The 24,794-nt window shown below is 66.3% G+C and carries 25 protein-coding genes; 11 read left to right on the top strand and 14 right to left on the bottom strand.

All coding sequences use genetic code 11. The annotated features are described in order from the left end of the window. Nucleotides 1-55: 55 nt before the first annotated feature. From sorU to AC1D3B_RS20015, 7 genes are all read right to left on the bottom strand, one after another. Nucleotides 56-397, bottom strand: coding sequence for a SorU family sulfite dehydrogenase c-type cytochrome subunit (gene sorU / locus AC1D3B_RS20045; protein WP_478192414.1), 342 nt, complete (start codon nucleotides 395-397; stop codon nucleotides 56-58). Nucleotides 398-402: 5 nt separating this feature from the next. Then, a complete protein-coding gene (gene sorT, locus AC1D3B_RS20040) occupies nucleotides 403-1,605 on the bottom strand; it encodes a SorT family sulfite dehydrogenase catalytic subunit (RefSeq protein WP_478192413.1) in 1,203 nt (400 codons plus the stop codon). Between the two features lie 67 nt (nucleotides 1,606-1,672). Continuing rightward, the gene (locus tag AC1D3B_RS20035) at nucleotides 1,673-2,884 is read right to left on the bottom strand and encodes a rhodanese-like domain-containing protein (RefSeq protein WP_478192412.1); all 1,212 of its coding nucleotides are present in this window, start codon (nucleotides 2,882-2,884) and stop codon (nucleotides 1,673-1,675) included. Between the two features lie 209 nt (nucleotides 2,885-3,093). Further along, the gene (locus AC1D3B_RS20030; RefSeq protein ID WP_478192411.1) at nucleotides 3,094-3,633 is read right to left on the bottom strand and encodes a V4R domain-containing protein; all 540 of its coding nucleotides are present in this window, start codon (nucleotides 3,631-3,633) and stop codon (nucleotides 3,094-3,096) included. Beyond that, entirely contained in the window at nucleotides 3,626-4,414 is a 789-nt protein-coding gene (locus tag AC1D3B_RS20025; protein ID WP_478192410.1) for an aspartate/glutamate racemase family protein, read from the bottom strand. Before AC1D3B_RS20025 ends, AC1D3B_RS20030 begins: the two co-directional genes overlap by 8 nt. Nucleotides 4,415-4,416: 2 nt before the next feature. Continuing rightward, the gene (locus AC1D3B_RS20020) at nucleotides 4,417-5,805 is read right to left on the bottom strand and encodes an FAD-binding oxidoreductase (protein ID WP_478192409.1); all 1,389 of its coding nucleotides are present in this window, start codon (nucleotides 5,803-5,805) and stop codon (nucleotides 4,417-4,419) included. Nucleotides 5,806-5,839: 34 nt separating this feature from the next. Next, nucleotides 5,840-6,595: an HpcH/HpaI aldolase family protein gene (locus tag AC1D3B_RS20015; protein WP_478192408.1), complete on the bottom strand. Its 756-nt coding sequence runs from the start codon at nucleotides 6,593-6,595 to the stop codon at nucleotides 5,840-5,842. 264 nt (nucleotides 6,596-6,859) lie between these two features. On the opposite strand from AC1D3B_RS20015, the gene AC1D3B_RS20010 reads away from it, so the two are divergent. The 6 genes from AC1D3B_RS20010 to AC1D3B_RS19985 are packed head-to-tail and all read left to right on the top strand — an operon-like array spanning nucleotide 6,860 to nucleotide 13,000. Further along, nucleotides 6,860-7,555 (top strand): GntR family transcriptional regulator, encoded by a 696-nt coding sequence (locus AC1D3B_RS20010; RefSeq protein ID WP_478192407.1) that lies wholly within the window; start codon nucleotides 6,860-6,862, stop codon nucleotides 7,553-7,555. Between the two features lie 34 nt (nucleotides 7,556-7,589). Then, nucleotides 7,590-8,996, top strand: a complete 1,407-nt coding sequence (locus tag AC1D3B_RS20005; RefSeq protein ID WP_478192406.1) for an ABC transporter substrate-binding protein — start codon at nucleotides 7,590-7,592, stop codon at nucleotides 8,994-8,996. After that, the gene (locus AC1D3B_RS20000) at nucleotides 8,996-9,178 is read left to right on the top strand and encodes a hypothetical protein (RefSeq protein WP_478192405.1); all 183 of its coding nucleotides are present in this window, start codon (nucleotides 8,996-8,998) and stop codon (nucleotides 9,176-9,178) included. Before AC1D3B_RS20005 ends, AC1D3B_RS20000 begins: the two co-directional genes overlap by 1 nt. Before the next feature lie 39 nt (nucleotides 9,179-9,217). Next, nucleotides 9,218-10,234, top strand: a complete 1,017-nt coding sequence (locus AC1D3B_RS19995; protein ID WP_478192404.1) for an ABC transporter permease — start codon at nucleotides 9,218-9,220, stop codon at nucleotides 10,232-10,234. Next, a complete protein-coding gene (locus tag AC1D3B_RS19990) occupies nucleotides 10,231-11,145 on the top strand; it encodes an ABC transporter permease (RefSeq protein ID WP_478192403.1) in 915 nt (304 codons plus the stop codon). The genes AC1D3B_RS19995 and AC1D3B_RS19990 overlap by 4 nt, the downstream gene beginning before the upstream one ends. Nucleotide 11,146: 1 nt before the next feature. Next, nucleotides 11,147-13,000, top strand: coding sequence for a dipeptide ABC transporter ATP-binding protein (locus tag AC1D3B_RS19985; RefSeq protein WP_478192402.1), 1,854 nt, complete (start codon nucleotides 11,147-11,149; stop codon nucleotides 12,998-13,000). A 210-nt stretch (nucleotides 13,001-13,210) separates the two neighbouring features. On the opposite strand, the gene AC1D3B_RS19980 is transcribed toward AC1D3B_RS19985, so the two are convergent. Continuing rightward, complete coding sequence (locus tag AC1D3B_RS19980) at nucleotides 13,211-14,185, bottom strand: hypothetical protein (RefSeq protein WP_478192401.1); 975 nt, start codon at nucleotides 14,183-14,185, stop codon at nucleotides 13,211-13,213. A gap of 60 nt (nucleotides 14,186-14,245) precedes the next feature. On the opposite strand from AC1D3B_RS19980, the gene AC1D3B_RS19975 reads away from it, so the two are divergent. Then, the gene (locus tag AC1D3B_RS19975; protein WP_478192400.1) at nucleotides 14,246-14,524 is read left to right on the top strand and encodes a hypothetical protein; all 279 of its coding nucleotides are present in this window, start codon (nucleotides 14,246-14,248) and stop codon (nucleotides 14,522-14,524) included. Between the two features lie 24 nt (nucleotides 14,525-14,548). Here the strand turns inward: AC1D3B_RS19975 and AC1D3B_RS19970 are convergent, their stop codons facing one another. Continuing rightward, complete coding sequence (locus tag AC1D3B_RS19970) at nucleotides 14,549-14,911, bottom strand: SPW repeat protein (RefSeq protein ID WP_478192399.1); 363 nt, start codon at nucleotides 14,909-14,911, stop codon at nucleotides 14,549-14,551. Nucleotides 14,912-15,191: 280 nt separating this feature from the next. Between AC1D3B_RS19970 and AC1D3B_RS19965 the strand changes: the two genes are divergently transcribed. Continuing rightward, on the top strand, nucleotides 15,192-16,028 hold the full coding sequence (locus tag AC1D3B_RS19965; protein WP_478192398.1) for a class I SAM-dependent methyltransferase: 837 nt from the start codon (nucleotides 15,192-15,194) through the stop codon (nucleotides 16,026-16,028). Here the strand turns inward: AC1D3B_RS19965 and AC1D3B_RS19960 are convergent. From AC1D3B_RS19960 to AC1D3B_RS19945, 4 genes are read right to left on the bottom strand one after another with little or no spacing between them, the layout of a single operon-like run. Continuing rightward, nucleotides 15,992-16,870: a carbohydrate ABC transporter permease gene (locus AC1D3B_RS19960; protein WP_478192397.1), complete on the bottom strand. Its 879-nt coding sequence runs from the start codon at nucleotides 16,868-16,870 to the stop codon at nucleotides 15,992-15,994. The two genes, AC1D3B_RS19965 and AC1D3B_RS19960, sit on opposite strands and share 37 nt — an antisense overlap. Then, nucleotides 16,867-17,775 (bottom strand): carbohydrate ABC transporter permease, encoded by a 909-nt coding sequence (locus AC1D3B_RS19955; RefSeq protein WP_478192396.1) that lies wholly within the window; start codon nucleotides 17,773-17,775, stop codon nucleotides 16,867-16,869. Before AC1D3B_RS19955 ends, AC1D3B_RS19960 begins: the two co-directional genes overlap by 4 nt. A 19-nt stretch (nucleotides 17,776-17,794) precedes the next feature. Beyond that, a complete protein-coding gene (locus AC1D3B_RS19950; protein WP_478192395.1) occupies nucleotides 17,795-19,123 on the bottom strand; it encodes an ABC transporter substrate-binding protein in 1,329 nt (442 codons plus the stop codon). Nucleotides 19,124-19,161: 38 nt separating this feature from the next. Then, nucleotides 19,162-20,235 carry an ABC transporter ATP-binding protein gene (locus tag AC1D3B_RS19945; protein WP_478192394.1) on the bottom strand — a complete coding sequence of 358 codons (1,074 nt, stop codon included), beginning with the start codon at nucleotides 20,233-20,235 and terminating at the stop codon, nucleotides 19,162-19,164. 204 nt (nucleotides 20,236-20,439) lie between these two features. Here AC1D3B_RS19945 and AC1D3B_RS19940 point away from each other — a divergent pair, with 204 nt between their 5' ends. From AC1D3B_RS19940 to AC1D3B_RS19930, 3 genes are read left to right on the top strand one after another with little or no spacing between them, the layout of a single operon-like run. Beyond that, nucleotides 20,440-21,207: a FadR/GntR family transcriptional regulator gene (locus AC1D3B_RS19940; protein ID WP_478192478.1), complete on the top strand. Its 768-nt coding sequence runs from the start codon at nucleotides 20,440-20,442 to the stop codon at nucleotides 21,205-21,207. Nucleotides 21,208-21,217: 10 nt separating this feature from the next. Further along, nucleotides 21,218-22,234, top strand: coding sequence for a D-erythronate dehydrogenase (gene denD / locus AC1D3B_RS19935; protein WP_478192393.1), 1,017 nt, complete (start codon nucleotides 21,218-21,220; stop codon nucleotides 22,232-22,234). Beyond that, a complete protein-coding gene (locus AC1D3B_RS19930) occupies nucleotides 22,234-24,054 on the top strand; it encodes an IlvD/Edd family dehydratase (protein WP_478192392.1) in 1,821 nt (606 codons plus the stop codon). Before denD ends, AC1D3B_RS19930 begins: the two co-directional genes overlap by 1 nt. A 16-nt stretch (nucleotides 24,055-24,070) precedes the next feature. Here AC1D3B_RS19930 and AC1D3B_RS19925 read toward each other — a convergent pair whose 3' ends face one another. Next, nucleotides 24,071-24,790, bottom strand: coding sequence for a hypothetical protein (locus AC1D3B_RS19925; protein ID WP_478192391.1), 720 nt, complete (start codon nucleotides 24,788-24,790; stop codon nucleotides 24,071-24,073). Between the last annotated feature and the right edge of the window lie 4 nt (nucleotides 24,791-24,794).

The following is a 24,794-nucleotide window of genomic DNA, read 5'->3' as shown; positions in this document are numbered from 1 at the left end:
AAGCAAAGGGAGACGTCGGCGGGCTGGGGGGGCGTACTGGCCGTGTTCGAGCCGATCAGGGCTTCGTAACCGCGGCGACGTAGCGCGCCAACGCAGCCACTTGCGCATCCGTCAGCGCGGTGAACGCCGGCATCGGGCCCATGCCGCTGCGAATGACCGCGGCGACGCGGGCCGTGTCCGGCTTGAGCTCGTCCAGGTTCGGGCCAATCTGCCCGGTCGAGCCAGCGTCCTTCAAGGTGTGGCAAAGCCCGCAGGTCGGCGCGGGGGCCACGCCGTTGATGAACAGCTGCCGCCCTTCGGCGAGCGCCGGATCTCCTGCGAAAGACGGACCGGCGAATCCCGCGCACAGCCAGATAACTGCAACAGCAAGCCCTCGCCGCCGGCTTGTTGCCGGCATCGCCCTCATGCCACGGTCACCGTGACGGAGTGGTCGCGCCAGCTGGTGTTGAGATAGCCGGCCTTGTTTTCGATGCGCGCTTCCGGTTGCGTGCGCCCCTTGACATCGGTCACTCGGCTGGCCAGCCGATGGGTTCCGGAGCTCAGGTCGGCATTCGCCACGAATTCGCGCCACGCAAAACGACCGAGGTCAGGTCCGACGAGTGATGCCACCTTCCAAGTGGCGCCGCCGTCGGTCGAAACTTCGACCTGTCTGACCGCATTGGTGCCGCCGAACGCGACACCCTTGATGACTGCCGCGCCAGCGCGCAAAGCGCCGCTTTCGGGCAAAGGCGAATTGATCCAGGACTTCGGAGGCATCTCCCAGACGGAAGGGTCCGACGGACTCATCCCTTTCGCATCCGGTCCACTCATGCGGTAGTCGGTCTGCTGGATCGCCGAATCGGACTCCGTTGCAGTGAACGCGATGCGTTTCACGTACTTCACGCTGTTGACGCCAGTGAAGCCAGGCACGATCAGGCGCACTGGCCCGCCGTGGGCCAGCGGAATCGGTTGGCCGTTGAGCTCCCATGCGATCAGCGCGTCGTGCATCGCCGGAAGCGGAACGCTGCGCTCGACCCGCGATTTCGGATCGACCCCGGCCGGAATCACCTCTCCGCCAGTGCCGGTGAGGAACTTCGCCACGGCATCGGTGCCGCCGAGTGCGCGCGCCAGCTCGCGCACGGGTACGCCGGTCCACATGACGCAGCCGGCCGCACCGACCTGCCAGGGCGTGCCGGAAGGCTTGGAGGGAAACATGCCGCGACCGTTGCCGCTGCACTGCAAGACCATCGTCACCGTCTCGGTCGGCATCTTCTTGAGTTCGGCCAATGTGAATGCGCCCGGATTGCGAACGCCGTCGATCTGGACTTTCCATGCATCGCTGTTGATCAGGATTTCAGGGCTCGGCGGCGTCAGGTTGTTGCGCACGTAGAGCTGACTGGCCGGCGTGATCACGCCATCGCCCATCGCGCTGCGACGCAGCTCAATAGTGTTGGGACTGTGCACGATCATGGCGCTCGCATCCTTCCACGCCGCATAGCCGGGCAACGGGCGGGCTTCTTGTGCGAACGCGTGCTGCCACGGGCCGAGCCCGGTCAGTGCTACGGCGGAAGCCGAGGCCCCAAGAAGGGCGCGACGCGAGGGATCAACTGCGTGTTGTGATGTCATGCGTAGAGATGGAGGTTGGTGATCAAGTCCTGATTGTGCTGTTCCGCAATGACGGCGGAACGCATGCTCACGGGTTGGCGACAGGAGACTTGCCAGTTTCGATAGGTAGTCCGGCAGAGCGCCATTCGGGAACGCCGCCGCGGAACCAGGCGACGTTCGTGTAACCGGCCTTGATGGCGGCGATGCTTGCCTTATGGCTCTTCCAGCACTCCGGGCCATTGCAGCCGAAAATCAGCAGAGCACCCTTGTCAGGCCCGAGACGACCGACATTGAACGCGTCGACGGCGGCGTCGAAATCCGGATCCTTGCTCGACTTCTCGACATACGGGATCAGTGTGGCGCCCGGTACGTGCCCTTCGTTGAACTCGGCATCGTTGCGAGTGTCGATGTAGCGGCCCTGCTTGGCCTGAAGCAACGAGGCAACGGTCTTGGCGTCGACCACCTTCGCGTTTGCGAGCGTACGCGGGGTGAAATACCCGAGCGTCGAGACATAAGTGAAGTTGTCACGAGTGACCGCTGCGGGCTTGGCACCGACAATGCCCGGCATCGCCTCCGCGATCGCGCTACGCAAGCTGTCGACGTTGAGCTTGAGATCGTCCTTCACGGCAACGCTCATTCCTGGCGCCTCGTGCGACTCCGTGATGACTTTCACGGGATTGCCCGCGGCCACCCAGCGATCAAAGACGACACGCTCCACGCCGACGACATCGCAGCGACGCAGTTGCAGGCAGACCAGTAATGCATCCTGGAACCGAGTTTGATAGATGGACGAGAACTGGCGCTTCAGAGTCGTGTTGACCGCAGTAGCTTCCCCACGGATGAGGTAGGTGACGAGGCTGTCCTGCTGCGGAAGGCCGAGGCGCTTGCCGGACGACTGCTCGAACGAACCGATGTCGCTCGAGGTCATCGTGACCAGCACGGCGCGCGATGGCTGGTCAACCATCACCACTGGCGTGTAGCCGTAGCGAACTGCCGAGCCAATGAGGTGCGATGGGCCGACTACCACATCCGGTACACGTGCGCGCACGGCGCTTAGATCGGCGGTCATGTCGAAGGGCGAGATGGGGCTCGCTGTGGGGTCTGCAACGCGCTGCTTGCGTAGCCCTTGTTCAACCGCAGACTTCCAACTCGTCAGCACCGACGCGCGCGACTGTTCGCCCTGGTCCCCGGGGTTCACCAGGACCGTGACCTCCGCGTGCGTAGCGACGACGCCTACGCTCATCGATACGGCCATGATCGAACGCAAAACAGATTCTCGGATGCGCGAAGAATCGAACATGGGTCCTCGAAGGGTTGAAAGCGGTCGCAGTTTCGAGATGTTACATGCCGATTGGATGACGCGAAAGGTTTCTGGGTCAAGCAGTTTGCGCACCGCGCAGATTGAGAACGTTGGTATTTGCCAACTTCCAGCGACGACACACAGCGTCATATTCGCTGCGTCAAGCCACTGAAAAGTAGCGTGCACGTAGGACGCCCGCCCTGAGGAAGTTACTGAAATCTTCGCTGAGTTCCTACAGTGCGCCTCGCCTCGAAGGTGCAGGTTGCGTGGTGCTGCGCCGAGCACTGCAGTTCGTCGCTCTGTGCCGGGACACCGAGCCAAAGGTCGGCCAAGCCGCGCAGCATGCCCTTCACTGCATGGCAGACCGGCTGCTCCGAAGGACCGAAGGCGTGCGCGAACGGGCTGTTGCGCACTTCCAGGCGCAGCCGATCACCGTCGGTTTCGAAGCGCCAGGTGCCCCAGCCGAGTTGCGGCGAGGTGCGCTCGATGGTCGTCAGCAGCATCTCGACGTCGCCACCGCTGTGTGCCAGGTAGGCACGCGCGCTGTCGGAGCCCTGCTGGTGCACCGCCTGCTCCAGTGCGTTCAGCGCGAGTTCGCGGGTGTCCGGCGGCAGCAGTCGAAACATGGTCATCAACGCATCGGGCCGCAGCAGCAGATAGCGGCGCGGTCCGTCGCGCAGTTCGCCCGCGGCATCGTCGAAGACCAGCCTGTCCTTGAACGCCGGCACCTTGTCGCCTGCATCAGCCATGGTTCAGGAACTCATCGAGCGTCTTCTCGTTCGGCAATGCGAACCCGGAATGCGCCACGCGGCTGGTGCCCGCCGCACCCAGGCGCCGCAGCTTCACGGCCATCTCGGCCGCCTTCAAGACCACGGTGACACCGTTGACGATGGGAGCCCCGTCCACATGCGCGCCTGGCACGCCGAAGAGCATCATGGGAATGCCGCCGGTCGGCACGATGACGTCGGCGCCCAGGTCCATCAGCCGGCGGGCCTCGCGCACGAAAACCTCTTCCAGCTCCGCTTTCTTCGCGGTGGACGCAAAGGCCTCCATCCAGTCGGCCATCGTGGCGTCGACGGCGCGGATGCCGGCGACGCGCTGCTGCAGGCCGTAGCGCTGCACCTGGTCCGTGTGCGTCGGGATGAAGGCGTGATTGATGCAGAGCAGTCCCAGCTTGCGCCCGAGCGTGCAGGCATGCAGCAGGCTGGTCTCGCCCAGCCCCAGCACCGGGATGTTCACCGAGGCGCGCGCCTCGTACAGGCCGACGTCCTGGAAGTGGTTCATGAAGAACGCGTCGTAGCCCTCCCGCTCGGCGCGGATGGCATTGCGGATCACCTCGCGCGAGAAACGGAACTCGGACAGCGCGTGCACTGTCGTCACCGAAGGCGTGGTAGTGTGGAATTCCACCTCGAACTCCGGGTCGACGCACGCCTGCATGTGAGGCAGCAGCCGTTCGAGATACGTGCGATGGCCCGCCTGGTCGGTGGCGCCTTGCGCCCAGATGCGGAACCTGGTCTTCGGTGCGTTCATGTTCAGATCACCTTCCCGGGGTTGAGGATGCCTTTGGGGTCCAGCGCGTTCTTCACGGCGCGCATGGCCGCCAGTTCCGCGGGGCTTCGTGTGTGGCCCAGGACCTTGCGCTTGAGCAGGCCGATGCCGTGCTCGGCGGAAACGGCGCCGCGATAGCGCCGTGTCAGGTCGTACACCAGTTCTTCGATCTGGGCGCGTGTCTCCGGACTGCCGCCGTCTGCATGCGCGATCACGTGCAGGTTGCCGTCGCCGAGATGGCCGTAGACGAGGGCGGTGCTGTCCGGCCATCGCTCGCGCAACAGGGCTTCGCATTCGAGCGCGGCACGGCCGATGTCCGCGATCGCGAAACTCACGTCGAACGCCGCCATGCCGGGCAGGAGCATCGGAAATTCGGCCGTGGCATCGCGTACCGCCCACAGCGAGCGGGCATTGGTGCTGGAACGCGCAACGGCGGCGTCGCCGATCACGCCTTCGTCCAGCATGCGCGAAAGGAATTCGTCGAAAGCCACGGGGTGATGCACATCGTCGGCACCCGCGCTTTCCATCAGCACGTTCATGGCGTAGCGGGCCGGCAACGGCGGCCGCAAGCCCTTGACCTTCTCCATCATGAAGTCGAGATAGCTGGGCCACATGACCTCGAAGGCGGACACGCCTCCCGGCAGTTCCGCCTTCGCGCGTTGGAGCAAAGTGGTCACGGCTTCATAGTTCGGCAGTCCGCACCAGGCCGTGGACACCGAGCGCGGCTGCGGATGGAGCTTGAGCACCACGCGCGTAACGATGCCCAGCGTACCCTCGGCACCGGCCAGCAGGTGCCGGAAGTCGTAGCCGGTGTTGTTCTTCACCATCTTGTGAAGGCCTCCGACCACGCTGCCGTCGGCCAGCACCGCCTCGATGCCCAACACCTGGTCGCGCATGGTCCCGTAGCGGATGACCCGGTTGCCGCCGGCATTGGTGGAGAGGTTGCCGCCAATGGTGCAGGTGCCGCGGGCGCCGAGGTCGAGCGCGAACAGGAAGCCGGCTGACTCGGCGGCTTCCTGTACCGCCTGTAGCGTGCAACCGGCCTGCGCGGTGAGGGTGCCCGAGACCGGGTCGATCTCTTCGATCGCGTTCATGCGTTCCAGGCTCACGGCGACTTCGTCGGGACCGCAGCAGGCGCCGCCGGCAAGGCCGGTCAGTCCGCCCTGCGCGACGACGGGCTGACCGTAGGCATTGCAGATCTGCAGCATGCGCGTCAGTTGCTCGGTGCTGCAGGGCCTCAGCAGGGCGCGCGGCACGCTGAACGGGACGCCGCTCCAGTCGCCATGTCGCCGATCGGGGATGGCCGGCCCGGTGGCCACGAGTTCGGTGCCGAGCGCCTGAACCAGAGCGTCGACGGCTTGCGCGGTAGTCATGCTGAAACGGGTCTTTCTGACGGACGTTGGAAGATCAGGGTCGGGCCGCCTGCATCGCCTCGAGGAAGCCACGGGCAGCGAGGCCGATGTCATTGGCGACCACGGCCAACTCGTACCCGTCGGCGAAGGCCTGCCGTGCAACAGCGGCGTCGGGGGTGAACAGGCCGCAAGGGAGGCCCTGCCGATGCGCGATGTCGCGGATGCGCGCGCAGCAAGCCTTCAATTGCTCGGGGGTCGCATCCGGCATCGAGAGCTGAAGGTCGCCGGTGCCGATGAAGATGAAGTCGATGCCTTCGACCGCGCAGATCGCCTCTGCGTTCTGCGCGCCAAGCGCAGTCTCGATCATGGCGCCCACGGCGACGTGCTGATTGGCGACACGCATGCTGTCGAAGCCAGCCAGCAGCGGCCGCACGCCGCCGCCTGAGCGCCTTCCCTGCGGCGGATAGCGGCTGGCGCTGGCCAGCGCGCGCGCGCCGTCAGCGCTTTCCACCAGCGGCGCCATGACAGCGGCCACGCCCGCATCGAGCGCGGCGCCGACGGCCGTTGCCGAAAAATCCGCCGTACGCGCAATGACCGGCGTGTGCGCACCCGCGATGCCCGCGGCGGCTTCGAGCGCTGCGCGCTCCCACAACCCGTGCTGGAGATCGACCACGAGGGCGGCCGGCGCCGACCGCACGGCGATCTCGGCCAGCGCTGCGCTGCCGAGCGCCAACCAGATCAATGGCAAGGCGGCGCCGCGTTCCAGCAGCGGCTTGAAGGGATGCTGGAAAGGCGGTGCTTGCGTATTCATGGGTCGAAGCGCTCCCCGCTTGTCGCCCCCGGCCGTGGCGGCCAGGAATCGCGTTAAAAGCGGTTGACAACAGTATATTGTTCGTGCCACATTGAAGTCAATGTCCTTTAAGCCTCAACTAAATGGCAACTCACTGACGAAGCACGGAAGCGGCTTCTGCAGAGGGAGGAACGCGTTTTTTGCCTCCCCGAACAGCCATGTCTGCGGGCACGAAATCGCAATCCGGGCATTCGCTCCTCACCAAACCGTATACGGAAATTAGGCGTGGCTCGCTCGACTTCACTCCTGAAGGACCTGCCCGACGCGCAGCCGCAGAGCCGCCAGAGCCTCAGCGCCATCGCGTACGACGCCCTGCGCAGCCGGCTGCGCACTGGCCTGGTGACGCCTGACGATCGCATGGTGGATCTCGAGATTGCCGCGCAGTTGGGCATGTCGCGCATGCCCGTGCGCGAGGCCCTGCTGCAACTGGTGGCAGAGGGCGTGCTGGTCAGCACCGCGCGCGGCTACCGCATCCCCACGCTCGATCCAAAGGACGTGATGGAAGTGTTCGAGCTTCGCAAGCTGCTGGAACCCCGCGCCGCGGCGCTCGCCGCGCGGGACTTGTCGCGGGCCGGCATCGCGCAGCTGAGCGCGGCCCTGAGCGAGGCCAAGGCCGCGCAGGCCTCGGAGGACTTTCCGCGCCTGTTCCGCGCCAACGTGGATTTCCGCGAGACGTGGCTGGGCGCCGTGCGCAACAAGCGGCTGGCGGCCGTGATCATGCGCTGCTCCGACCAGGTGCTGACCGTGCGGATGTCCACCTTGCGCGGGCCGGGAATCCATCCGGTCGTGGTCGCCGGGCTGCAGGACCTGTACGCAAGCTTTGCGCGCCACGACTCGGTTGCGGCCCACGACAGCATGTTCAGGTTCGTGCTGGCTGCAGAGAGCGCCTACGTCGCCCTGGGCGAATCGGGCAAGCAATGAGTTCCCTCCCCTTCACCCTGAAGAGATCCCCACCATGACAGACAACCGTTTCCAAGCCGCTCACGATGCCGAACTCCAACGGGCATTGCAGGACCCTGCCCGTCGGCGCTGGTTGCTCGGCGCCATGGCTGCCGGCGCGGGCTCGCTCCTGCCGTGGGAGATGGCCGGCGCGCAGGCGGTGGACAAGTCCACGCTGGCGATTGCCTACCCTGTCGATGTGCCGACGTGGGACCCGAACGCGCTGTCCATACCCAACATCCAGAACCTCTACCAGTCGGTCTTCGATTCGCCGCTGCGCTATTCGCCGCAACTGAAGCTCGAACCGCGCCAGGTGAAGGAATGGAAGTGGGTCGACAACAAGGCCACGCGCCTCGAGATCACCTTGCGCGATGACATCCTGTTCCACGACGGCACGCGCATGACGATGGACGACGTCCGCTACAGCCTCGCCGAGCGCGGCAAGGCCGACAAGAAGCTGCTGGTCGGCGGCATGCTCAACACCCTCAGCGACGTCGAAGTGAGCTCGCCGACCAAGGGCGTGATCGTCTTCAACCGTCCGACACCGGCGGCCCCGATCTACCTGGCCTTCCTGGCTGTCTACGTGGTGCCGAAGGCCTACATGGAGAAGGTCGGGCCCGAAGGCTTCAACGCCAAGCCGATCGGCGCCGGCCCCTATCGGATGGTGGAGCACCAGCGCGGCTCGCGCATCGTGCTGGAAGCCTTCGACAAGTACTGGGGCGGTGTGCCCCCGATCAAGCAGGTGGTGTTCCAGATCGTTCCGGAAGGCTCGGCGCGCGTCGCGCTGGCCGAGTCCGGACGGGTCGGGATCGCCACGCAGTTGCCGATGCGCGAAGTGCAGCGGCTGACGTCGAAGACCGGCATCGTCACCAAGGTCTACCCCGTGTCCGAGGTCTACATGATCCGGATCCCCAACTACGTGAAGCCGATGGACAACGACCACGTGCGCGCGGCCATGCACCTGTCGATCGACAAGGCGGCACTCTCCAAGGCCTTCTACGGCGGCGTCGCCAAGCCGCTGTCGGTCATGACGCCCGAGGGCACGCCGTCCTACGTCGCCGATTTCCACTTTCCCTACGACAAGAACAAGGCCATCGACGAACTGAAAGCCGCTGGCTTCAGCCCTTCCAACCCGGTGTCCTTCACGCTGCTGTCCACCAACGGCGTGTTTCCGAACGACTACGACATGGCACGCGCCATCGCCGGCATGTGGAAGGCTGTGGGCATCAACGCCACCATCGAGGAAACCACGCCGGCCAAGCTGGTCGAAGCGGCGCAGAACGGCAAGCTTACGGGCCCTCTCCTCTACAGCTGGGTCAACAGCACCGGCGACCCGGAGAACTATGCAGGCCGCATCTTCGACCCGCACTGCGCTTCTCGACCTGGAAGGACATGTCGCTGGCGCCGCGCATCGATGCCCTGATGACCGAAGTCGACGAGGCCAAGCGCATGGCTGGCTACAAGGCGCTCAACGTCGAATCATCCCAGCAATCCTGGGCCATCCCGCTGCTGCAGGGTGTGGCCACCGTGGCGTACGCCTCGGCGCTGCAGCCGACCCTGTTCGACAACGGCTACATCCTGCCGGCCGAGATCAAGTACCGCTGAACCGCATCGCCCCCCGACAGTCCGCGCGCAGGTCCACTCATGTTCCAGATCATTTCCGCGATCGTCGTGCGCCGGCTGCTACTGGCCATTCCGACGCTGCTCCTGCTGTCGCTGGTCGTGTTCGTCGTGTTGCGCATGCTGCCGGTCGATCCGCTCGCGATGCTGCTGCCCGCTTCGGCCACGCCGGCCGATGCGGCAGCGCTGCGGGAGCAGCTCGGCTTCGACAAGCCCGTCCCGCAGCAGTTCCTGATCTGGCTGTGGCAGGCCTTCAACGGCAATCTCGGCACGTCGATCAACTTCCGTCAGCCGGTCGCCCACCTGATGCTGTCCTCGCTGCCGGCGACGATGGAATTGACGCTCGCCGGCCTGCTGCTTGCACTTCTGATCAGCGTGCCGGGCGGCGTGCTGGCCTTCGCTCTCTACCAGCGCCAGCGCGAGACCGTCGCCGACCTTGCGGTGGCGCTGATGCAGTCGATCCCCTCCTTCCTCTGGAGCCTGTTGCTGATCCTGGCCTTCGGCGTGCTGTGGCCGGTGCTGCCTTTCAGCGGGAGGGTCGGCGAAGGCGTGACGCTGCCCGACATCACCGGCTTCGCCGTCATCGACCTGCTGCTGGTGGGCCGCTTCGATGCGTGGCTCTCGGCGCTGTCGCACCTCCTGCTGCCAGCCCTCGCCCTGGCCCTCGGCTTTGCGCCGCTGGTGATCAGGGTGCTGCGCTCCAGCCTGATCGACGCCGCCAACGAGCCCTACGTGGAAGCGGCCCGGCTGCGCGGCCTCTCGGAAACGCGGATCGTCTGGCGCCACATGCTGAAGAACGCGGCGCTGCCCACCATCACCATGATCGGCGTCCAGTTCGGCTTCCTGTTCGGCGGCGCGTTGCTGGTGGAAATGATCTTCGGCTTCCCCGGCGTCGGCAACCTGATGGTGCAGGCGGTCAAGGGCAACGACCTGCCATTGATCCAGGGCATCGCCTTGATCTTCTGTGTGCTGATGCTGGCGATCACTGTGATCGTCGACGTGCTGTACGCCGTGTTGAACCCCAGACTGAGGGCGCTATGAGCGCAACTGCCATGACGACCTCGCCAGCCGCGACGGCCGTCTCCTTCCCAGTCACCCGCAGCGCGCTGCGGCAGTTGGCTCTCCAGCCGCGCGTGTGGGTGGGCGGCGGCATCCTGCTGGTCGTGCTCCTGCTGGCCCTGCTTGCACCCTGGGTGGCGCCGCACGATCCGCTGGACCAGGACCTGCTGCACATGCTGTCGCCACCCATGTGGGAGCCCGGTGGCGACGCGGCATTCCCCCTCGGGACGGATGGCCTGGGTCGCTGCGTGCTGTCGCGCGCGATCTATGGCTCCCGTGTCGCCCTGACCGTCGCCGTCGTCGCGGCGCTCGGCTCGATGCTGCTGGGCAGCACCCTGGCGATGCTGGGCGGCTACTTCGGCGGCGTGGTGGACCGCGGCATCAGCTACGTGGTCGACCTGTGGATGTCGTTTCCGCCGGTGGTGCTGTCGCTGATCCTCCTGGTCGGCCTCGGCACGGGCGTGGACAAGGTGATCCTTGCGGTGGTCCTGGTGGACTGGACGCGCTTCTGCCGCGTGATCCGCGCCGACGTCCTGGTCACCCGTCGCCGGGACTATGTGCTGGCGGCCCAGTTGCTGGGCTTCAGTCACCTGCGCACCATGCTGCGCGAAGTCCTGCCGGCGGTGGTGCCGCTGATGATCACGCTGTTCTCCATCGAGATGGGCATCGCCATCGTGGTAGAGGCGACGCTGTCCTTCATCGGCCTTTCGGTGCCGGCGCAGGTCACCACCTGGGGCCAGATGCTGGCGGACGGCCGCACCGACATGCAGAGTGCCGCCTGGGTGATGCTGGTGCCGGTCGCCTGCATCATCGTCACCGTGCTGGGCTGCAATCTCCTGGGCGACGGCGTCCGTGTTGCGCTGGACCCGCGGCTGCGCCAGCGGAGCGAATGACGTGCTCGGCATTTCGAACCTCACATTGACGGCGCGCCTCGGCGGCGCGAAGGTCGACCTGTTGCGCGACGTCTCGCTGACGCTGGAACGCGGCAAGGTCCTCGGACTCGTGGGCGAGTCCGGCGCCGGCAAGAGCATGATCGGCCGCGTGATCGCCGGCCACATCCCGGCAGGCTTCGAGATCACGCGCGGCGGCATCGTGTTCGATGGACAGGATCTCCTGGCGCTGAAGACAAGCACCTGGCGCGAGCTTCTGGGGCGGCGCATTGCCTTTGTGCCGCAGGAACCGCTGACTGCGTTGAATCCGGTGCTGACCATCGCCCAGACCTTCCACGAGCACCTCGCGCACCTGGGCGTGCCGGCCCGCGAGCGACAGCGCCTGATGCTCAAGCAACTGGAATCGGTGCATCTGCCGAAGCCGGACGAGTTGGCCGCACGCTATCCGCATGAACTCTCGGGCGGGCAGTGCCAGCGCGTGCTGATCGCGATGGCCTTCGTGGCCAATCCTGCGCTCATCGTTGCCGACGAGCCGACGACCGCGCTGGATGTCGTCAGCCAGGCCAACGTGCTGCAACTGCTCGCCGAGCAGAGGCGCATTCACCACACGGCGATGCTGCTGATCACCCACGACCTGCGGCTGGCCGCCCACGTGTGCGACGACATCGCCGTGTTCTACGCGGGCGAACAGGTCGAGTACGGCCCCGCGCGCGAAGTGCTGCGCCGCTCGCGCCACCACTACACCTGGGCGCTGGACCATGCCACGCCCGACGTGCATGGACCGCAGCGCGTCCTGCCGACACTCGGCGGACAGATGCCGGGGGTCGCGGCGCTGGGTTCGATCACGGGCTGTCGCTTCGCCGCGCGCTGCCCTCAACGGCAGCCCGCTTGCACGCAGCAACAGCCCGCCCTCGTCGAGCAGACCGTCGGGCACTGGGTCCGCTGCATCGCGCCGCGCGATCTCGCAAGGAGCGACGCGGCCGACGACAGCCGCTCCGCCACCTGGAAAGCGCCCGGCGGCGATCGCGCCGCGCCGCCGCTCCTCGAACTCCAGGACGCGACGCTGCGCTACACCGCGCGCCGGGGCATGCTAGGCCGGCGAAAGGTGCACAACGTCGCGGTCAACCGGGTTTCGCTGAAGGTGCAGCCCGGCGAATTCGTCGGCATCGTCGGGGAAAGCGGCAGCGGCAAGAGCTCGGTGGCGCGCCTGATCGTCGGCGCGGAGACCCTCACCAGCGGCCGCCTTCTGCTGGAAGGGCGGGAACGGTCCGACACCCGCGCCCTTCAGATCACACGCGAACAGGTGCAAATGATCTTCCAGGACCCGCACTCCGCGCTGAACCCGCGCCGCTCGGTGTTCCGGCTCCTGACGCAGGCCTACGAGTCCGACCATATCGCGGCGAAGCTCGAGCGCCTCCCGCGCGAGCAACATGCCCAGCAGTTGCTCAACGATGTCGGAATGCCGGTGGACGCGCTCACGCGCTTTCCGAGCCAACTTTCGGGCGGGCAGAAGCAGCGCGTCAACATCGGTCGGGCCTTGTGCGTCATGCCCAGGCTGCTGGTAGCGGACGAAATCGTCTCCGGGCTCGACGTGTCGGTGCAGGCCCAGGTCCTGAACCTGCTGCTCGAACTGGGGCGCCGCCACGGCATCGCGCTGGTCCTGATCTCGCACGACCTGTCGGTCGTGCGCTACCTGTGCTCGCGCGTGATCGTCATGCAGCGCGGCGACGTCGTCGAGGAGGGCCAGACCGAGACGGTATTTGCAAGCCCGCGGCATCCCTACACGCGCTCGCTGCTCGCCTCCGTGCCGCCGGCGGACCCATCGGTGGCCTGGCCGCCTGCGTCAATGACACAGTGAGAGGACTCGATGCTGGACTTGCGGTTTCACTGAAATATAGTTGCGTGAGAGCGCGGCCGATTCCAGGGGAAGCTACTGCACTGGTCCCGCGCTCCTGAATCAGGAGGTCCGATGCGTCGATTGTTCGCCGACCGGCTGGCACTTGCCACCGGCATCGTGGTGGTGGTGGTGTCGCTCGCGTTTGCGTTCTGGCGTTCGGCTGGTGCGTGATCAGCGCGTGCCGGCGCCGCGCGTGGAGTAGTTGACCAACGGCCCCGGGCCGATCGCGATCGGCGGGCCCGGATCGTTGCTCGGCACGACGGAGGCCTGCGTCGGAAGGCGCGCACCCTCGTAGCGCGGCCCCGGGCCGGGAATGATCGGCGGACCCGGGTCCGGGAAGGCCTGCCGCGACGATGGCATGTCGCGACTGGCAGGGACCGCCGCACCGGGCGGCATTCGCGAGTAGTCGTACAGCGGCCCCGGGCCGACGGCGATCGGCGGCCCCGGATCGGGCGCGGTGCTGCGACGCTCGGACGACGGAGCGATCGGAACCACAGGCGCCTCATCATCCGTCGCGCGATCTCGCGGGGCCCTGCTGGCATAGGCACTCGCCCTCGCAGACCTCGCCGGCGCCCGGCCCTCGGCCTTGGGGTACGGCGGGCTCGCGGCCTGCCGCTCGGCGGTTGACGGGGATGTCTCCGCGGACCCCGCGCTGCGCTGGGGAAGCAACGCATTCATGGACGAACTCGCCTTGTCTGCCGGGACTGCCGGGGCTGCCGCGGGCACGGTCGCTGCCACGCTCGCGGGATTGACCGGGGCCGGAGGCGGCGTCGACGCCTCGGACGGCGGGGTCGGGCTCGACGACGTTCCCGTGAGCGGTGCGAGCAGGCTCATGAGTTCCGCCTTCAGCGGCGGCGCGCCAGGCTTGCTTGTGACGTAGAGGCACCACAACGTGAACCCGACAATCATCGCCAACGCGACGTAGGCGGCCTTCAACCAGAAGGCTGCCGTCTCGGCAGGCAGCACCGGCACGGCCGTGGCGCCGTGGGATGGCGGCTCGGAAGCGGGCCGATGCGACATCACGGGATCGAGCGCGCCCGGCCCGGAGGGCTCAAAGCCGGGCAAGGGGCGAGCGCATCCCGTGCAGAACTTGGCCTTCGCGCGGTTGGCGCTCCCGCAGGCGTTGCAAACGACCGACTCCGACATGATCGTCAACTCCGTGAACGACAGGGAAACAGCACTTGTTGCATGACTGCCGCGCGCTGTATGTCAGCAACTTCCTACGCCGCGCGTCCGCAAGCCGATGCAGCAAGTTCGGGGCCAGTTCATCGCCGGTCAGCCGTCGATCACGGACCGAAAGACCGCCACGTCGACCGGACCGTCGCGCACATGGAGAGGCTGTCGACCTTGCTCGACGCACGCTCCCTCTCCGGCGGCGGAGAAGCCTGTCGGCGCATGGCCGACGGCCTCGTCGCGCGCGTCAATCAGTTGCGGCCGCGGCGCGATGCGCGCACCGACCGGCCGAAGGCGGCGCCCGCGGGGTGACCCGAGAGGCCGCCCGCCGCACGCTCAATGCGCTGGCCGATGCCAGGCGGCGCTGTAGTCCTTGTCGGTGTAGAGCGTCCAGAGCGCCAGCGCAGCGATCGCAATGCCGCTACACACCGCGGCGAGCATCGCCACCTGCAACGCGCTGAAACCGAGCACCCAGGGCGAGATCACCAGCCACACACCCAGTGCGCATTCGGTCCACTCCTCCCAGGCTCTCGGGACGATCATCGCGCCCAGCGCAGCCGCGATGAGTGCCACGCCCACCACGACGGCGTTGGCCATCGCCGTCGTGGTGCCCTGGAAGCCCAGGGCCCAGGGCGAAAGAACGACCCACACGCCGAGCAAGGCGTTGACCACATCCTGCCAATGTTTCAGTTGCTTCATGACACACCTCCTGCCGCCGGACAGACCGCGGACAGACCGCGGAGCGCGCCAGACGGCAAGAAGTTGGATTCAGCGGATTCAGCCGTGTTCCGCTGGCCGGACGATTCGCCTGTCGAACCAGTCGTCCAGCATCGCCTTCTCGTAGATGCGCAGCGAGTCGCCGGTTCCACGCCAACAAGTCAACGACACCGTCCACACTTTGGAGGATGACGCCTCGCTCCCCGCACCTCCCAATAGGCTGAACATCAACGCCGCGCAGCCTTCCTGAAGAGACAAAATCTTGGATCCAACCGACGTAGCCCGACACTGGGAGGCCAACGCCGACGCCTGGACGCGCCAGGCCCGCAGCGGCTTCGACATCTTCCGCGATGCCTTGAACACACCCGCCTTCCTGGCGCAGTTGCCCGCTGTCGAGGGGCTGCGAGGCCTGGACGTCGGCTGCGGCGAAGGCTCGAACACGCGGCAACTCGCGCGGCGCGGCGCAAAGGTGATCGGACTGGACATCGCGCCGACCTTCATCCGCCATGCGCAGGAGACCGAGTCGACCGCCCCCCTAGGGATCGACTTCCGGGTCGGTGACGGAATGGCGCTGCCCTTCGACGAATCGTCGTTCGACTTCGTGACGGCCTTCATGTCGCTGATGGACATGCCCGATCCGCAGCGCGCCCTGCAGGAGGCGAACCGGGTGCTGCGACCCGGGGGATTCCTGCAGTTTTCCATTCTTCATCCGTGCTTCGTACCGCCGCATCGCAAGGTGCTTCGCGGGCGCGGCGGCAAGGCGCGCGCCATCGAGATCGGCGACTACTTCGCATCGACGACGGGACGCGTGGACACCTGGTGGTTCTCCATGCTGTCGAGAAAGCAGCGCGAGAAGGTCGCGCCCTTCCACACGCCCATCTTCCACCGCACGCTCAGTCAGTGGCTCGACATGGTGATTGGCGCGGGCTTCGTCATCGAGAAGGTCGGTGAACCGACCGCCGGTGCGGCAGCGCGCCGCCGCGAAGCCGTGCTGGATGACACCGAGGTGGCGCCGCTGTCGCTGCTCGTGCTGGCGACCCGTCGCCACCGCACGCCCCCGCCCTATTCCTTGACGGAGCCCGTCAGGCCCGAGACGTAGTACTCGACGAAGAACGAGTAGATGAAGGCCACCGGCAGCGAGCCCAGCAGAGCGCCCGCCATCAGCGGTCCCCACTGGTAGACGTCACCCTGCACCAGTTCGGTCACCACGCCCACGGGCAGCGTCTTGATCTCCGACGACGAGACGAAGGTGAGCGCGTAGATGAACTCGTTCCACGACAGCGTGAAGGCGAAGATGCCGGCCGAGATCAGCCCCGGCACCGCCAGCGGCAGCACGATCTTGACGAGGATCTGCCAGCGGCTCGCACCGTCGATCAGCGCGCATTCCTCCAGCTCGGCCGGGATCGAACGGAAGTAGCCCATCAGCAGCCAGGTGCAGAACGGAATCAGGAAGGTCGGATACGTCAGGATCAGCGCCAGGCGCGTGTCGAAGAGGCCGAGATTGAAAACCACGTTCGCCAGCGGAATGAACAGGATCGACGGCGGCACCAGGTAGGCCAGGAAGATCGCGAGCCCGGTCTGGCGCGCGCCCTTGAAGCGCAGCCGCTCGATCGCGTAGGCCGCGAAGACCGACGCCGCCAGTGAGAAGAAGGTGGAGACCACCGACACCAGCACGGTGTTCCAGAGCCACTCCGGATAGGAGGTTTCGAACAGCAGCTTGTGGAAGTGCCCGATGGTCGGCGCGATGACCCAGAACGGATTGCCCTCGCGCGACAGCAGCTCCGCATCGGGCTTCACCGACGTGATCGCCATCCAGTAGAACGGGAACAGCAGCACGAAGAGGAACACCAGCAGCGGCAGGTAGACCGTCACGAGCTTGCGCGGCACGGACTCCAGGTAACTCATGCCGACGACATCGATCTGGCCGGGCTTGTTGCTCATTTATCCGACCCTCCCTGTTGCCATGCACGTCGCTGGAGGCCGAAGAAGCTGAACATGATGCACGCCAGAAGGAAAGGCACCATCGCAATCGCAATGGCAGCGCCTTCACCCAGCGCGCCACCCGAAATCGCACGCTGGAACGACAGGGTTGCCATCAGGTGCGTCGCATTCAGCGGACCGCCGCGCGTGATGACATAGATGAGTTGGAAGTCGGTGAAGGTGAACAACACCGAGAAGGTCATCACGACCGCGATGATCGGTGTGAGCAGCGGCATCGTCACATGCCGGAACTGCTGCCACGGCGTCGCGCCGTCGATGGCCGAGGCCTCGTAGTAGGAGGGCGAGATGGTCTGCAGCCCCGCGAGCAGCGTGATGGCCACGAAAGGCACGCCGCGCCACACGTTGGCGGCGATCACCGCGAAGCGCGCATTCCATGGATCGCCGAGAAAGTCGATGTACTTGTCGATCAGCCCCATCTTGACCAGGGCCCAGCTGATGATCGAGAACTGCGAGTCGTAGATCCACCAGAAGGCGATCGCGGACAACGCCGTGGGCACGATGTACGGCAGCAGGATGACCGCGCGGAAGAAGGTCTTGAAGCGGATGTTCTTGTTGAGCAGCACCGCGAGCCACAGCCCGAGGAAGAACTTGAAAACGCTCGCCACCGCCGTGTAGAAGAGCGTGTTGAAGAGCGCCAGCCGCGTGACGGCGTCCTGCCACAGGAACTGGTAGTTCTCCAGCCCGATCCACTCGCCCGGCCGCCCGACTTTGGTATCGGTGAAGCCGAGCCAGGTGCCGAGCCCGAGCGGATAGGTGAGGAACACCAGCAGCAGCAACGCCGCCGGCAACATGAACATGAAGCCGAGGGCGTTGCGGCTGTTCTGGAGCTTGGCGACCCAAGTCATCGGGAGCGGCGCGCCTTCGTCATACCTTGTAGTAGCGCTCAGCGCGCTTCTGGGCACGTTCGGCGGCTTCCTTCGGGGACTTCGATCCGCTCGCCGCCTCTGCCACCATATTCGGAATGATGAAATCCGCAGCAGCGCCCGCAGACGCGTAGCCCAGCTTGCCCTCGAAGCCGGCCGGACGCAGGTTCTTGACCGAATCGCGGTACGGCGTGTTCTTCGGATCCGACGTCCAGATCGGGTTCGCCTCGTAGGCACGCAGCGGCTGCGCGACGTAGCCGCCGCCGCCCGTCAGCCAGTCGTCGAACTGCGGCCGCTCCATCATGAAGCGCAGGAACTCCTTCGAGGCCTGCGGGTACTTGGTGTACTTCATGATCATCTGATTGAAGAAGAGGTGCGACTCGGTCGGCACGCCCACCGGACCGACCGGGAACACCGCGTGGTTGATGTCTGCCGCGAGCTCCTTGACCTTCGGATCGGTCGAATTCTTGGCCGTGTAGTAGATCGAGATGCCGTTGTTCGTGATGCTGATCTGCCCGTCCAGGAAGGCCTTGTTGTTGTTCGGGTCCAGCCACGACAGCGTGCCCGGGATAAAGTTGGCGTAGAGCTCCTTGGCGTACTCCAGCGCCTTGAGCGTCTCAGGGCTGTCGATCACCACCTTGTTGTTCTTGTCGACCAGCTTGCCGCCGAAGGACCAGATCAGCCAGTTGGTCCAGGTGCTGTCGCCGGTCGCGTTGCCCAGTGCCATGCCGCCCGGCGTGCCCTTCTCCTTGAGCGCCTTGTAGAGCTTGAGGAAATCCTCGTTGTTCGTCGGCACCTTGTCGAAGCCGGCCGCCTTGACCATGCTTTCGCGATAGACGATGAGCGAGCCGGATGCGCCCAGCGGCAGACCGATCCACTTCTTGCCGTCGGGGCGCATGAAGAGTTCCCCGGCCGTGTACCAGCCACCGTACTTCTTGCCGAGGTATTCGGCCAGGTCGGTGACGTCGAGCAGCTTGTCCGGATACAGGTTGGCGTCGTCGTTGGTCGACAGGATGATGTCCGGGCCGGCGCCGGTGTTGGCCGCGACCGCGGCCTTGGGCCGCACGTCTTCCCAGCCTTCGTTGTCGACGCGCACCTCGATGCCGGTCGTCTCGCTGAATTTCTTGACGTTTGCCATGTAGGCGTCGATGTCGCCCTGCACGAAGCGGCTCCAGCGCAGCACCCGCAGCTTGGCGCCCTTCTCGGGCTTGAAGGTCAGCGTCTGCGCATTCGCCAGCGGCGAGAAGATCGCGGTGCCGACGCCGAGTGAAGCAGCGGCGGCGAGGCCGGCCGAGCTCTTCAGAATCTTGCGGCGATTGATGTCACTCATTCCTGTCTCCTGTTTGTTGAACGGCCAGCCAAAGAAACTCAAGCCACCAGCCTCTGGCCGGTGCCTGCGTCGAAAAGATGCGCGCGCTGAAGATCCGGTTGCAGTCGGATCAGCGTGCCCGGTGCGAAGTCGTAGCGCTCGCGGAACACGGCGGAAATCTCGGTGCCCTCGTGGCGGCAGGCGACGAAGGTGTCCATGCCGGTCGGCTCCATCACGGCGACTTTCGCAGGGATGCCGCCGTTGTCCGAAAGGCTCAGGTGCTCCGGCCGGGTGCCGTAGATGACGGGCTGGCCGTCGACGCCGCCCGCCTGCACGGGCGCATCGAGTTGCGTGCCATCGGTCAGCTCGACCCTCGCCGCCCCGGCACTGCGCCGTAGCGTGCCCGGCAGGAAATTCATCGCCGGAGAGCCGATGAAGCCCGCGACGAACTGGTTGGCCGGCTGGTCGTACAGGTCGAGCGGGCTGCCCGTCTGCTCGATGCGGCCATCGCGCATCACGACGATCTTGTCGCCCATGGTCATGGCCTCGATCTGGTCGTGCGTGACATAGATCGAGGTGGTTTTCAGGCGCTGGTGGAGTTCCTTGATCTCGCTGCGCATCGCCACGCGCAGCTTGGCATCGAGGTTGGACAGGGGTTCGTCGAACAGGAAGACCTGCGGGTCGCGCACGATCGCCCGGCCCATCGCCACCCGCTGCCGCTGGCCGCCCGAGAGCTGGCGCGGATAGCGCTCCAGCAGCGGCGTGAGCGCGAGGATCTCTGCCGCGCGCCCGACCTTGGCCTCGATCGTGGCCTTGTCGGTCTTCGCGAGTGCCAGCGCGAAGGCCATGTTGTCGCGCACCGTCATGTGCGGGTACAGCGCGTAGTTCTGGAACACCATCGCGATGTCCCGCTCCTTCGGCGGCAGGTCGTTGACGCGCCGGTTGCCGATGAGGATCTCGCCGCCGTTGATTTCCTCCAGCCCGGCGATCATGCGCAGGAGCGTCGACTTGCCGCAACCCGACGGGCCCACCAGCACGGTGAAGGAGCCGTCCTTGATGTCGATGTCCACCCCGTGGAGGATGGGTACATCACCGAAGTTCTTCTTGACTGCCTGGATCGTGACACTGGCCATGCACTGGAGTCCTGAAAGTTCGCGGGTCGCCGCAACGACACGGAACGCTCCACGTCGCAAACGCGGAGTATTGGCATTGCGACAAACGCGCGCATCAGGGCAAACCGTTACGCACTAACCCCTGTTAATTTGTATGATGACCTGATAACCGAGATCACTTCCCCCACCGCCGTCAGGACATCGGCCCCCTCCCAGCCCCTGCAGCTGATCGTCGATCGGCTGTCGGATCGGCTGGCGGCGTTGCTGGGCGCGCAGATCGGATCCGGCGGCCTCCGGCCCGGCGATCGGCTGCCGACCGAGCAGCAACTGGCTTCGACGCACGGCGTGTCGCGGACGGTGGTCCGCGAGGCGGTGCACCAGCTCCGCTCCAGGGGACTGGTGCAGTCGCGACAGGGCTCCGGCGTCTACGTTGCGCAGCAGCCGACCAACCTGCCCCTGGCCTTCGATCCGACTGTGCTGACATCGGTGCAGGCGGTGGTGCATGTCGTCGAGGTGCGGCGCGTGCTCGAAGGGGAGATCGCGGCGCTGGCTGCGGAGAGAGCGACCCGCGCGCAGATTGCTGCCTTGCGTCGCGCGCTCAAGGCGATCGACGAGGCGGTGGCCGATGGCCGCGACGGCGTGGCCGAGGACCTGGCTTTCCACCGCGTGATCGGCGAATCGACCGGCAACCCGCAGTTCCGCCTGCTGCTCGGCTTCCTGGAGCAATACCTGCGCGAAGGCATGCGCATCACGCGCGGCAACGAAGCACGGCGCGCCGACTTCATGACCGCGGTGCAGAGCGAGCATCGAGCCATCTTCGAAGCCATCGCCGCGCACGATCCGGTCGCGGCACGGCGCCATGCGAATGAACATCTGATCCGCGGAGAACAGCGGCTGGTCGAGGGCGGCGTCATCGATGGCCGGCGTCGCCAGGCGGCGGCCAAGGCCGTTCGCGCCGCAAGTCTTTCCACCCCACGACCTCGCAAGCAATGAAGGAGACTGCATGAAACTCATGATCACCGGAGGCGGCGGCTTCGTCGGCGCGCGCCTCGCTCGCACGCTGCTGACGCGCGGCACGCTGGCCGGCGAACGCATCGACCGCCTCGTCCTGACCGACATCGCGCCGCCGCCGGCCGACCTGCTCGCCGACACGCGCGTCGAGGCCCGCACCGGGCCGCTGCTGGCACAGACCGATGCCCTGCGCGAAGAGCCCTTCGACGGCGTCTTCCATCTGGCGTCCGCCGTGTCCGGCGAATGCGAACTCGATTTCGACCTGGGCCTGCGATCGAACCTCGACAGCACGCGCGCCCTGCTCGACGCCATTCGGGCCCATGTCAACGCGGGCGGCAAGGTCCCGCGCGTGGTCTTCTCCAGTTCGGTGGCAGTGTTCGGACCCGATCCCGCCGTGCCGCTGCCCAAGATCGTCGCAGACGACACGCTGCCGGCGCCGCAGACCTCCTACGGCACGCAGAAGCTGATCTGCGAGCACCTCATCGCCGACTACACGCGCAAGGGCTATGTCGACGGCCGCGCCGCACGCCTGATGACCGTGACCGTGCGCCCCGGCAGGCCGAACGGCGCGGCGTCGTCCTTCTTCAGCGGCATCATCCGCGAGCCGTTGGCGGGCGTGGAATCGATCTGCCCGGTGTCGCCCGATGTGTCGCATCCGGTGTCGTCGCCCTCGCGCACCGTGGATGGCCTCATCGCCGTCTTCGAAGCCAGCCGCGATGCCTTCTGCGGCCGTACCGCGCTGAACCTGCCCGCGCTCAACGTCCGCGTGAGCGACATGCTCGATGCACTGGAACAGGTGGCAGGCCCGGCCGTTCGTGCCCGCGTTCGCTTCGAGCGCGACGAGCGCATCGCCGGCATCGTGGCCAACTGGCCGAGCGGCGCTTCGGCCGCACGCGCCGCGCGGCTCGGCTTGCATCCGCACGACAACTTCGCCGACATCGTGCGGCAGTACATCGACGACTGCGCGGCACTGCCAAACGCCAACGAGACCCTCAAGGGGATGAACTGATGAAAGCCAAGAGCAAGAAGACCAAGGCAGCGGGCAAGGGAAAGCTGGCACTCCGCTCGCAGGCCTGGTTCGACAACCCGGCCAACGCTGACATGACGGCGCTCTATCTCGAGCGCACGATGAACTTCGGACTCGGCTTCGACGAACTGCAGTCGGGCCGGCCGATCATCGGCATCGCTCAGACTGGCTCGGACATCGCGCCGTGCAACCGCCATCACCTGGTGCTGGCCGAGCGCGTACGCGAAGGCATTCGCGACGCGGGCGGGATCGCCTTCGAGTTTCCGATCCATCCCATCCAGGAAACCTGCAAGCGCCCCACCGCCGCGCTCGACCGCAATCTGCAATACCTGTCGCTGGTCGAGGTGCTGTACGGCTATCCGATCGACGGCGTGGTGCTGACGACCGGCTGCGACAAGACGACGCCGGCCCAGCTCATGGCGGCTGCGACGGTGGACATCCCGGCCATTGCACTCAACTCGGGGCCGATGCTCAACGGCTGGTACGAAGGCGAGCGCACGGGCTCGGGCACCATCGTCTGGCGGGCGCGCGAGATGATGGCCGCCGGCAAGATCGGCTACCAGGAGTTCCTGAAGCTGGTCGCATCCTCCGCGCCGTCGACCGGCCACTGCAACACCATGGGCACGGCATCGACCATGAACTCGCTCGCCGAGGCGCTGGGCATGACGCTGCCGGGCAGCGCCGCCATTCCGGCGCCCTACCGCGACCGCCAGGAGATGGCCTACCTGACAGGCAAGCGCATTGTCGAGATGGTGCGCGAGAACCTGAAGCCCTCGGACATCCTCACCCGCGCGGCCTTCGAGAACGCGATCGTCGTGAACTCCGCACTCGGCGGATCGACCAATGCGCCGGTGCACCTGAACGCCATCGCCCGCCACATCGGCGTCGAATTGACGACGGGCGACTGGGAAAAGCACGGCTACAAGATCCCGCTGATCGTCAACCTGCAGCCCGCGGGCGAGTACCTCGGCGAAGACTACTACCGCGCGGGCGGCGTGCCCGCGGTGGTCGCCGAACTGATCGCGCAGGGCAAGATCAAGCCGGCCCTCACGGCCAACGGCAAGACGCTCATCGAGAACTGCGAAGGCAAGTTCACCAGCGACCGCAAGGTGATCTTCCCGTACGCGAAGCCGATGAAGAAGAACGCCGGCTTCCTCAACCTCAAGGGCAACCTGTTCGACTCGGCGATCATGAAGACCAGCGTGATCACGCCGGAATTCCACTCGCGCTACCTCGAGGACCCGAACGACCCGATGGCCTTCGAAGGCACCGCGATCGTGTTCGACGGGCCGGAGGACTACCACCGCCGCATCGACGACCCGAAGATGAAGATCGACCCGAAAAGCGTGCTCTTCATGCGCGGCGTCGGGCCTGTCGGCTATCCGGGCGCCGCCGAGGTGGTCAACATGCGCGCGCCTTCTTACCTGATCAAGAAGGGCGTCACCGCCCTGCCCTGCATCGGCGACGGCCGACAGTCGGGCACGTCAGGCTCGCCGTCGATCCTCAACGCCTCGCCCGAAGCCGCGACCGGCGGCGGACTGGCGCTGGTGCAGACGGGCGACCGCGTACGCATCGATCTGAAGAAGCGCACGGCCAACATGCTGGTGTCCGACGAGGAACTCGCCAAACGCCGCGCCAGGCTGGAGGCGGCCGGCGGCTACCCCTATCCGGCGAGCCAGACGCCGTGGCAGGAAATCCAGCGTGGCATCGTCGACGAGCTGTCGGAAGGGATGGTGCTGAAGCCTGCGGTGAAGTACCAGAAGATCCACGCGACCTTCGGCATACCGCGGGACAACCACTAGGTCCGCGCCGACTCCGTCAGCAGCGGCTTCCCAACTCGGTCTTGCTCTGCTGCAGCGGCTTGACGCCGTGGGCGAGCAAGGGCCGCACGACCCTGGCGGTGAACCGCTCCAGGTCCTGGGGCGAGTCCTCGCCGTTCCATGAGACCTCCAGCGCCAGCGTTCCGTCCGGCAAGGTCCAGCGTTCGATCTTGATGCCCTTGGCTTCGCGGCGCATCACCTTGCTGCCGCAACCGGTCGGCCGTGCGTCGAAGCCGGGTGGCATCACGGTGCGGACAAGGCCGTCGACCGAGCAACTGTACGAATAGCTTTTCTTCGGAGCGCCCTCGGCGGTCCAGCCGACATCGACCTCGCTTTTGCGATCGGTGGACGCAGGAAAGGCGCAGCGCATCGCGGGGCTGACCGCGTTGCCCGGCAAGGGTGCGGCGCTGCGGAGCTTGTACATCGATTCGGTCTTGCCGCCGTTGCCGCGTTCGCGGACGATGACGCTCGCGCCCGGCGGCAGGTCGGCGGGCTGCGCGGCGGTGAAATAGCGGACCTCGAACTGCTTGCGCTTGCCAGGCGGTAGGCGCAGCAAGGTGGCGACTTCCTCGATGCCGCGTGGACCGCCGTCGACCGGCTCCCAGCGCAGCGCGTACTCGGCGCCGTCGGCTGCCAGCGCCACCGGCGCCAGGCATGTCCACATGAGCGTCGCCAGCAGTGCACGCCAACAAATTCCCGATGCCGTCGTGATCGCCACGGGT

This window comes from Variovorax sp. P5_A3, from assembly GCF_056400665.1.
Note: the sequence above shows the minus strand (reverse complement) of the source record. Positions and strands in the feature narration are given on the sequence as shown.

Coding starts and splice junctions, on each gene's coding strand:
- denD (WP_478192393.1), top strand. CDS start 21,218: ATGAAACTCATGATCACCGGAGGCGGCGGCTTCGTCGGCGCGCGCCTC.
- AC1D3B_RS19960 (WP_478192397.1), bottom strand. CDS start 16,870: ATGAGCAACAAGCCCGGCCAGATCGATGTCGTCGGCATGAGTTACCTG.
- AC1D3B_RS19930 (WP_478192392.1), top strand. CDS start 22,234: ATGAAAGCCAAGAGCAAGAAGACCAAGGCAGCGGGCAAGGGAAAGCTG.
- AC1D3B_RS20030 (WP_478192411.1), bottom strand. CDS start 3,633: ATGGCTGATGCAGGCGACAAGGTGCCGGCGTTCAAGGACAGGCTGGTC.
- AC1D3B_RS19955 (WP_478192396.1), bottom strand. CDS start 17,775: ATGACTTGGGTCGCCAAGCTCCAGAACAGCCGCAACGCCCTCGGCTTC.
- AC1D3B_RS19945 (WP_478192394.1), bottom strand. CDS start 20,235: ATGGCCAGTGTCACGATCCAGGCAGTCAAGAAGAACTTCGGTGATGTA.
- AC1D3B_RS19980 (WP_478192401.1), bottom strand. CDS start 14,185: ATGTCGGAGTCGGTCGTTTGCAACGCCTGCGGGAGCGCCAACCGCGCG.
- AC1D3B_RS20000 (WP_478192405.1), top strand. CDS start 8,996: ATGACCGAAGTCGACGAGGCCAAGCGCATGGCTGGCTACAAGGCGCTC.
- AC1D3B_RS19970 (WP_478192399.1), bottom strand. CDS start 14,911: ATGAAGCAACTGAAACATTGGCAGGATGTGGTCAACGCCTTGCTCGGC.
- AC1D3B_RS19990 (WP_478192403.1), top strand. CDS start 10,231: ATGAGCGCAACTGCCATGACGACCTCGCCAGCCGCGACGGCCGTCTCC.
- AC1D3B_RS20025 (WP_478192410.1), bottom strand. CDS start 4,414: ATGAACGCACCGAAGACCAGGTTCCGCATCTGGGCGCAAGGCGCCACC.
- AC1D3B_RS20015 (WP_478192408.1), bottom strand. CDS start 6,595: ATGAATACGCAAGCACCGCCTTTCCAGCATCCCTTCAAGCCGCTGCTG.
- sorU (WP_478192414.1), bottom strand. CDS start 397: ATGCCGGCAACAAGCCGGCGGCGAGGGCTTGCTGTTGCAGTTATCTGG.
- AC1D3B_RS20020 (WP_478192409.1), bottom strand. CDS start 5,805: ATGACTACCGCGCAAGCCGTCGACGCTCTGGTTCAGGCGCTCGGCACC.
- sorT (WP_478192413.1), bottom strand. CDS start 1,605: ATGACATCACAACACGCAGTTGATCCCTCGCGTCGCGCCCTTCTTGGG.
- AC1D3B_RS19975 (WP_478192400.1), top strand. CDS start 14,246: ATGTCAGCAACTTCCTACGCCGCGCGTCCGCAAGCCGATGCAGCAAGT.
- AC1D3B_RS19995 (WP_478192404.1), top strand. CDS start 9,218: ATGTTCCAGATCATTTCCGCGATCGTCGTGCGCCGGCTGCTACTGGCC.
- AC1D3B_RS19950 (WP_478192395.1), bottom strand. CDS start 19,123: ATGAGTGACATCAATCGCCGCAAGATTCTGAAGAGCTCGGCCGGCCTC.
- AC1D3B_RS20035 (WP_478192412.1), bottom strand. CDS start 2,884: ATGTTCGATTCTTCGCGCATCCGAGAATCTGTTTTGCGTTCGATCATG.
- AC1D3B_RS20005 (WP_478192406.1), top strand. CDS start 7,590: ATGACAGACAACCGTTTCCAAGCCGCTCACGATGCCGAACTCCAACGG.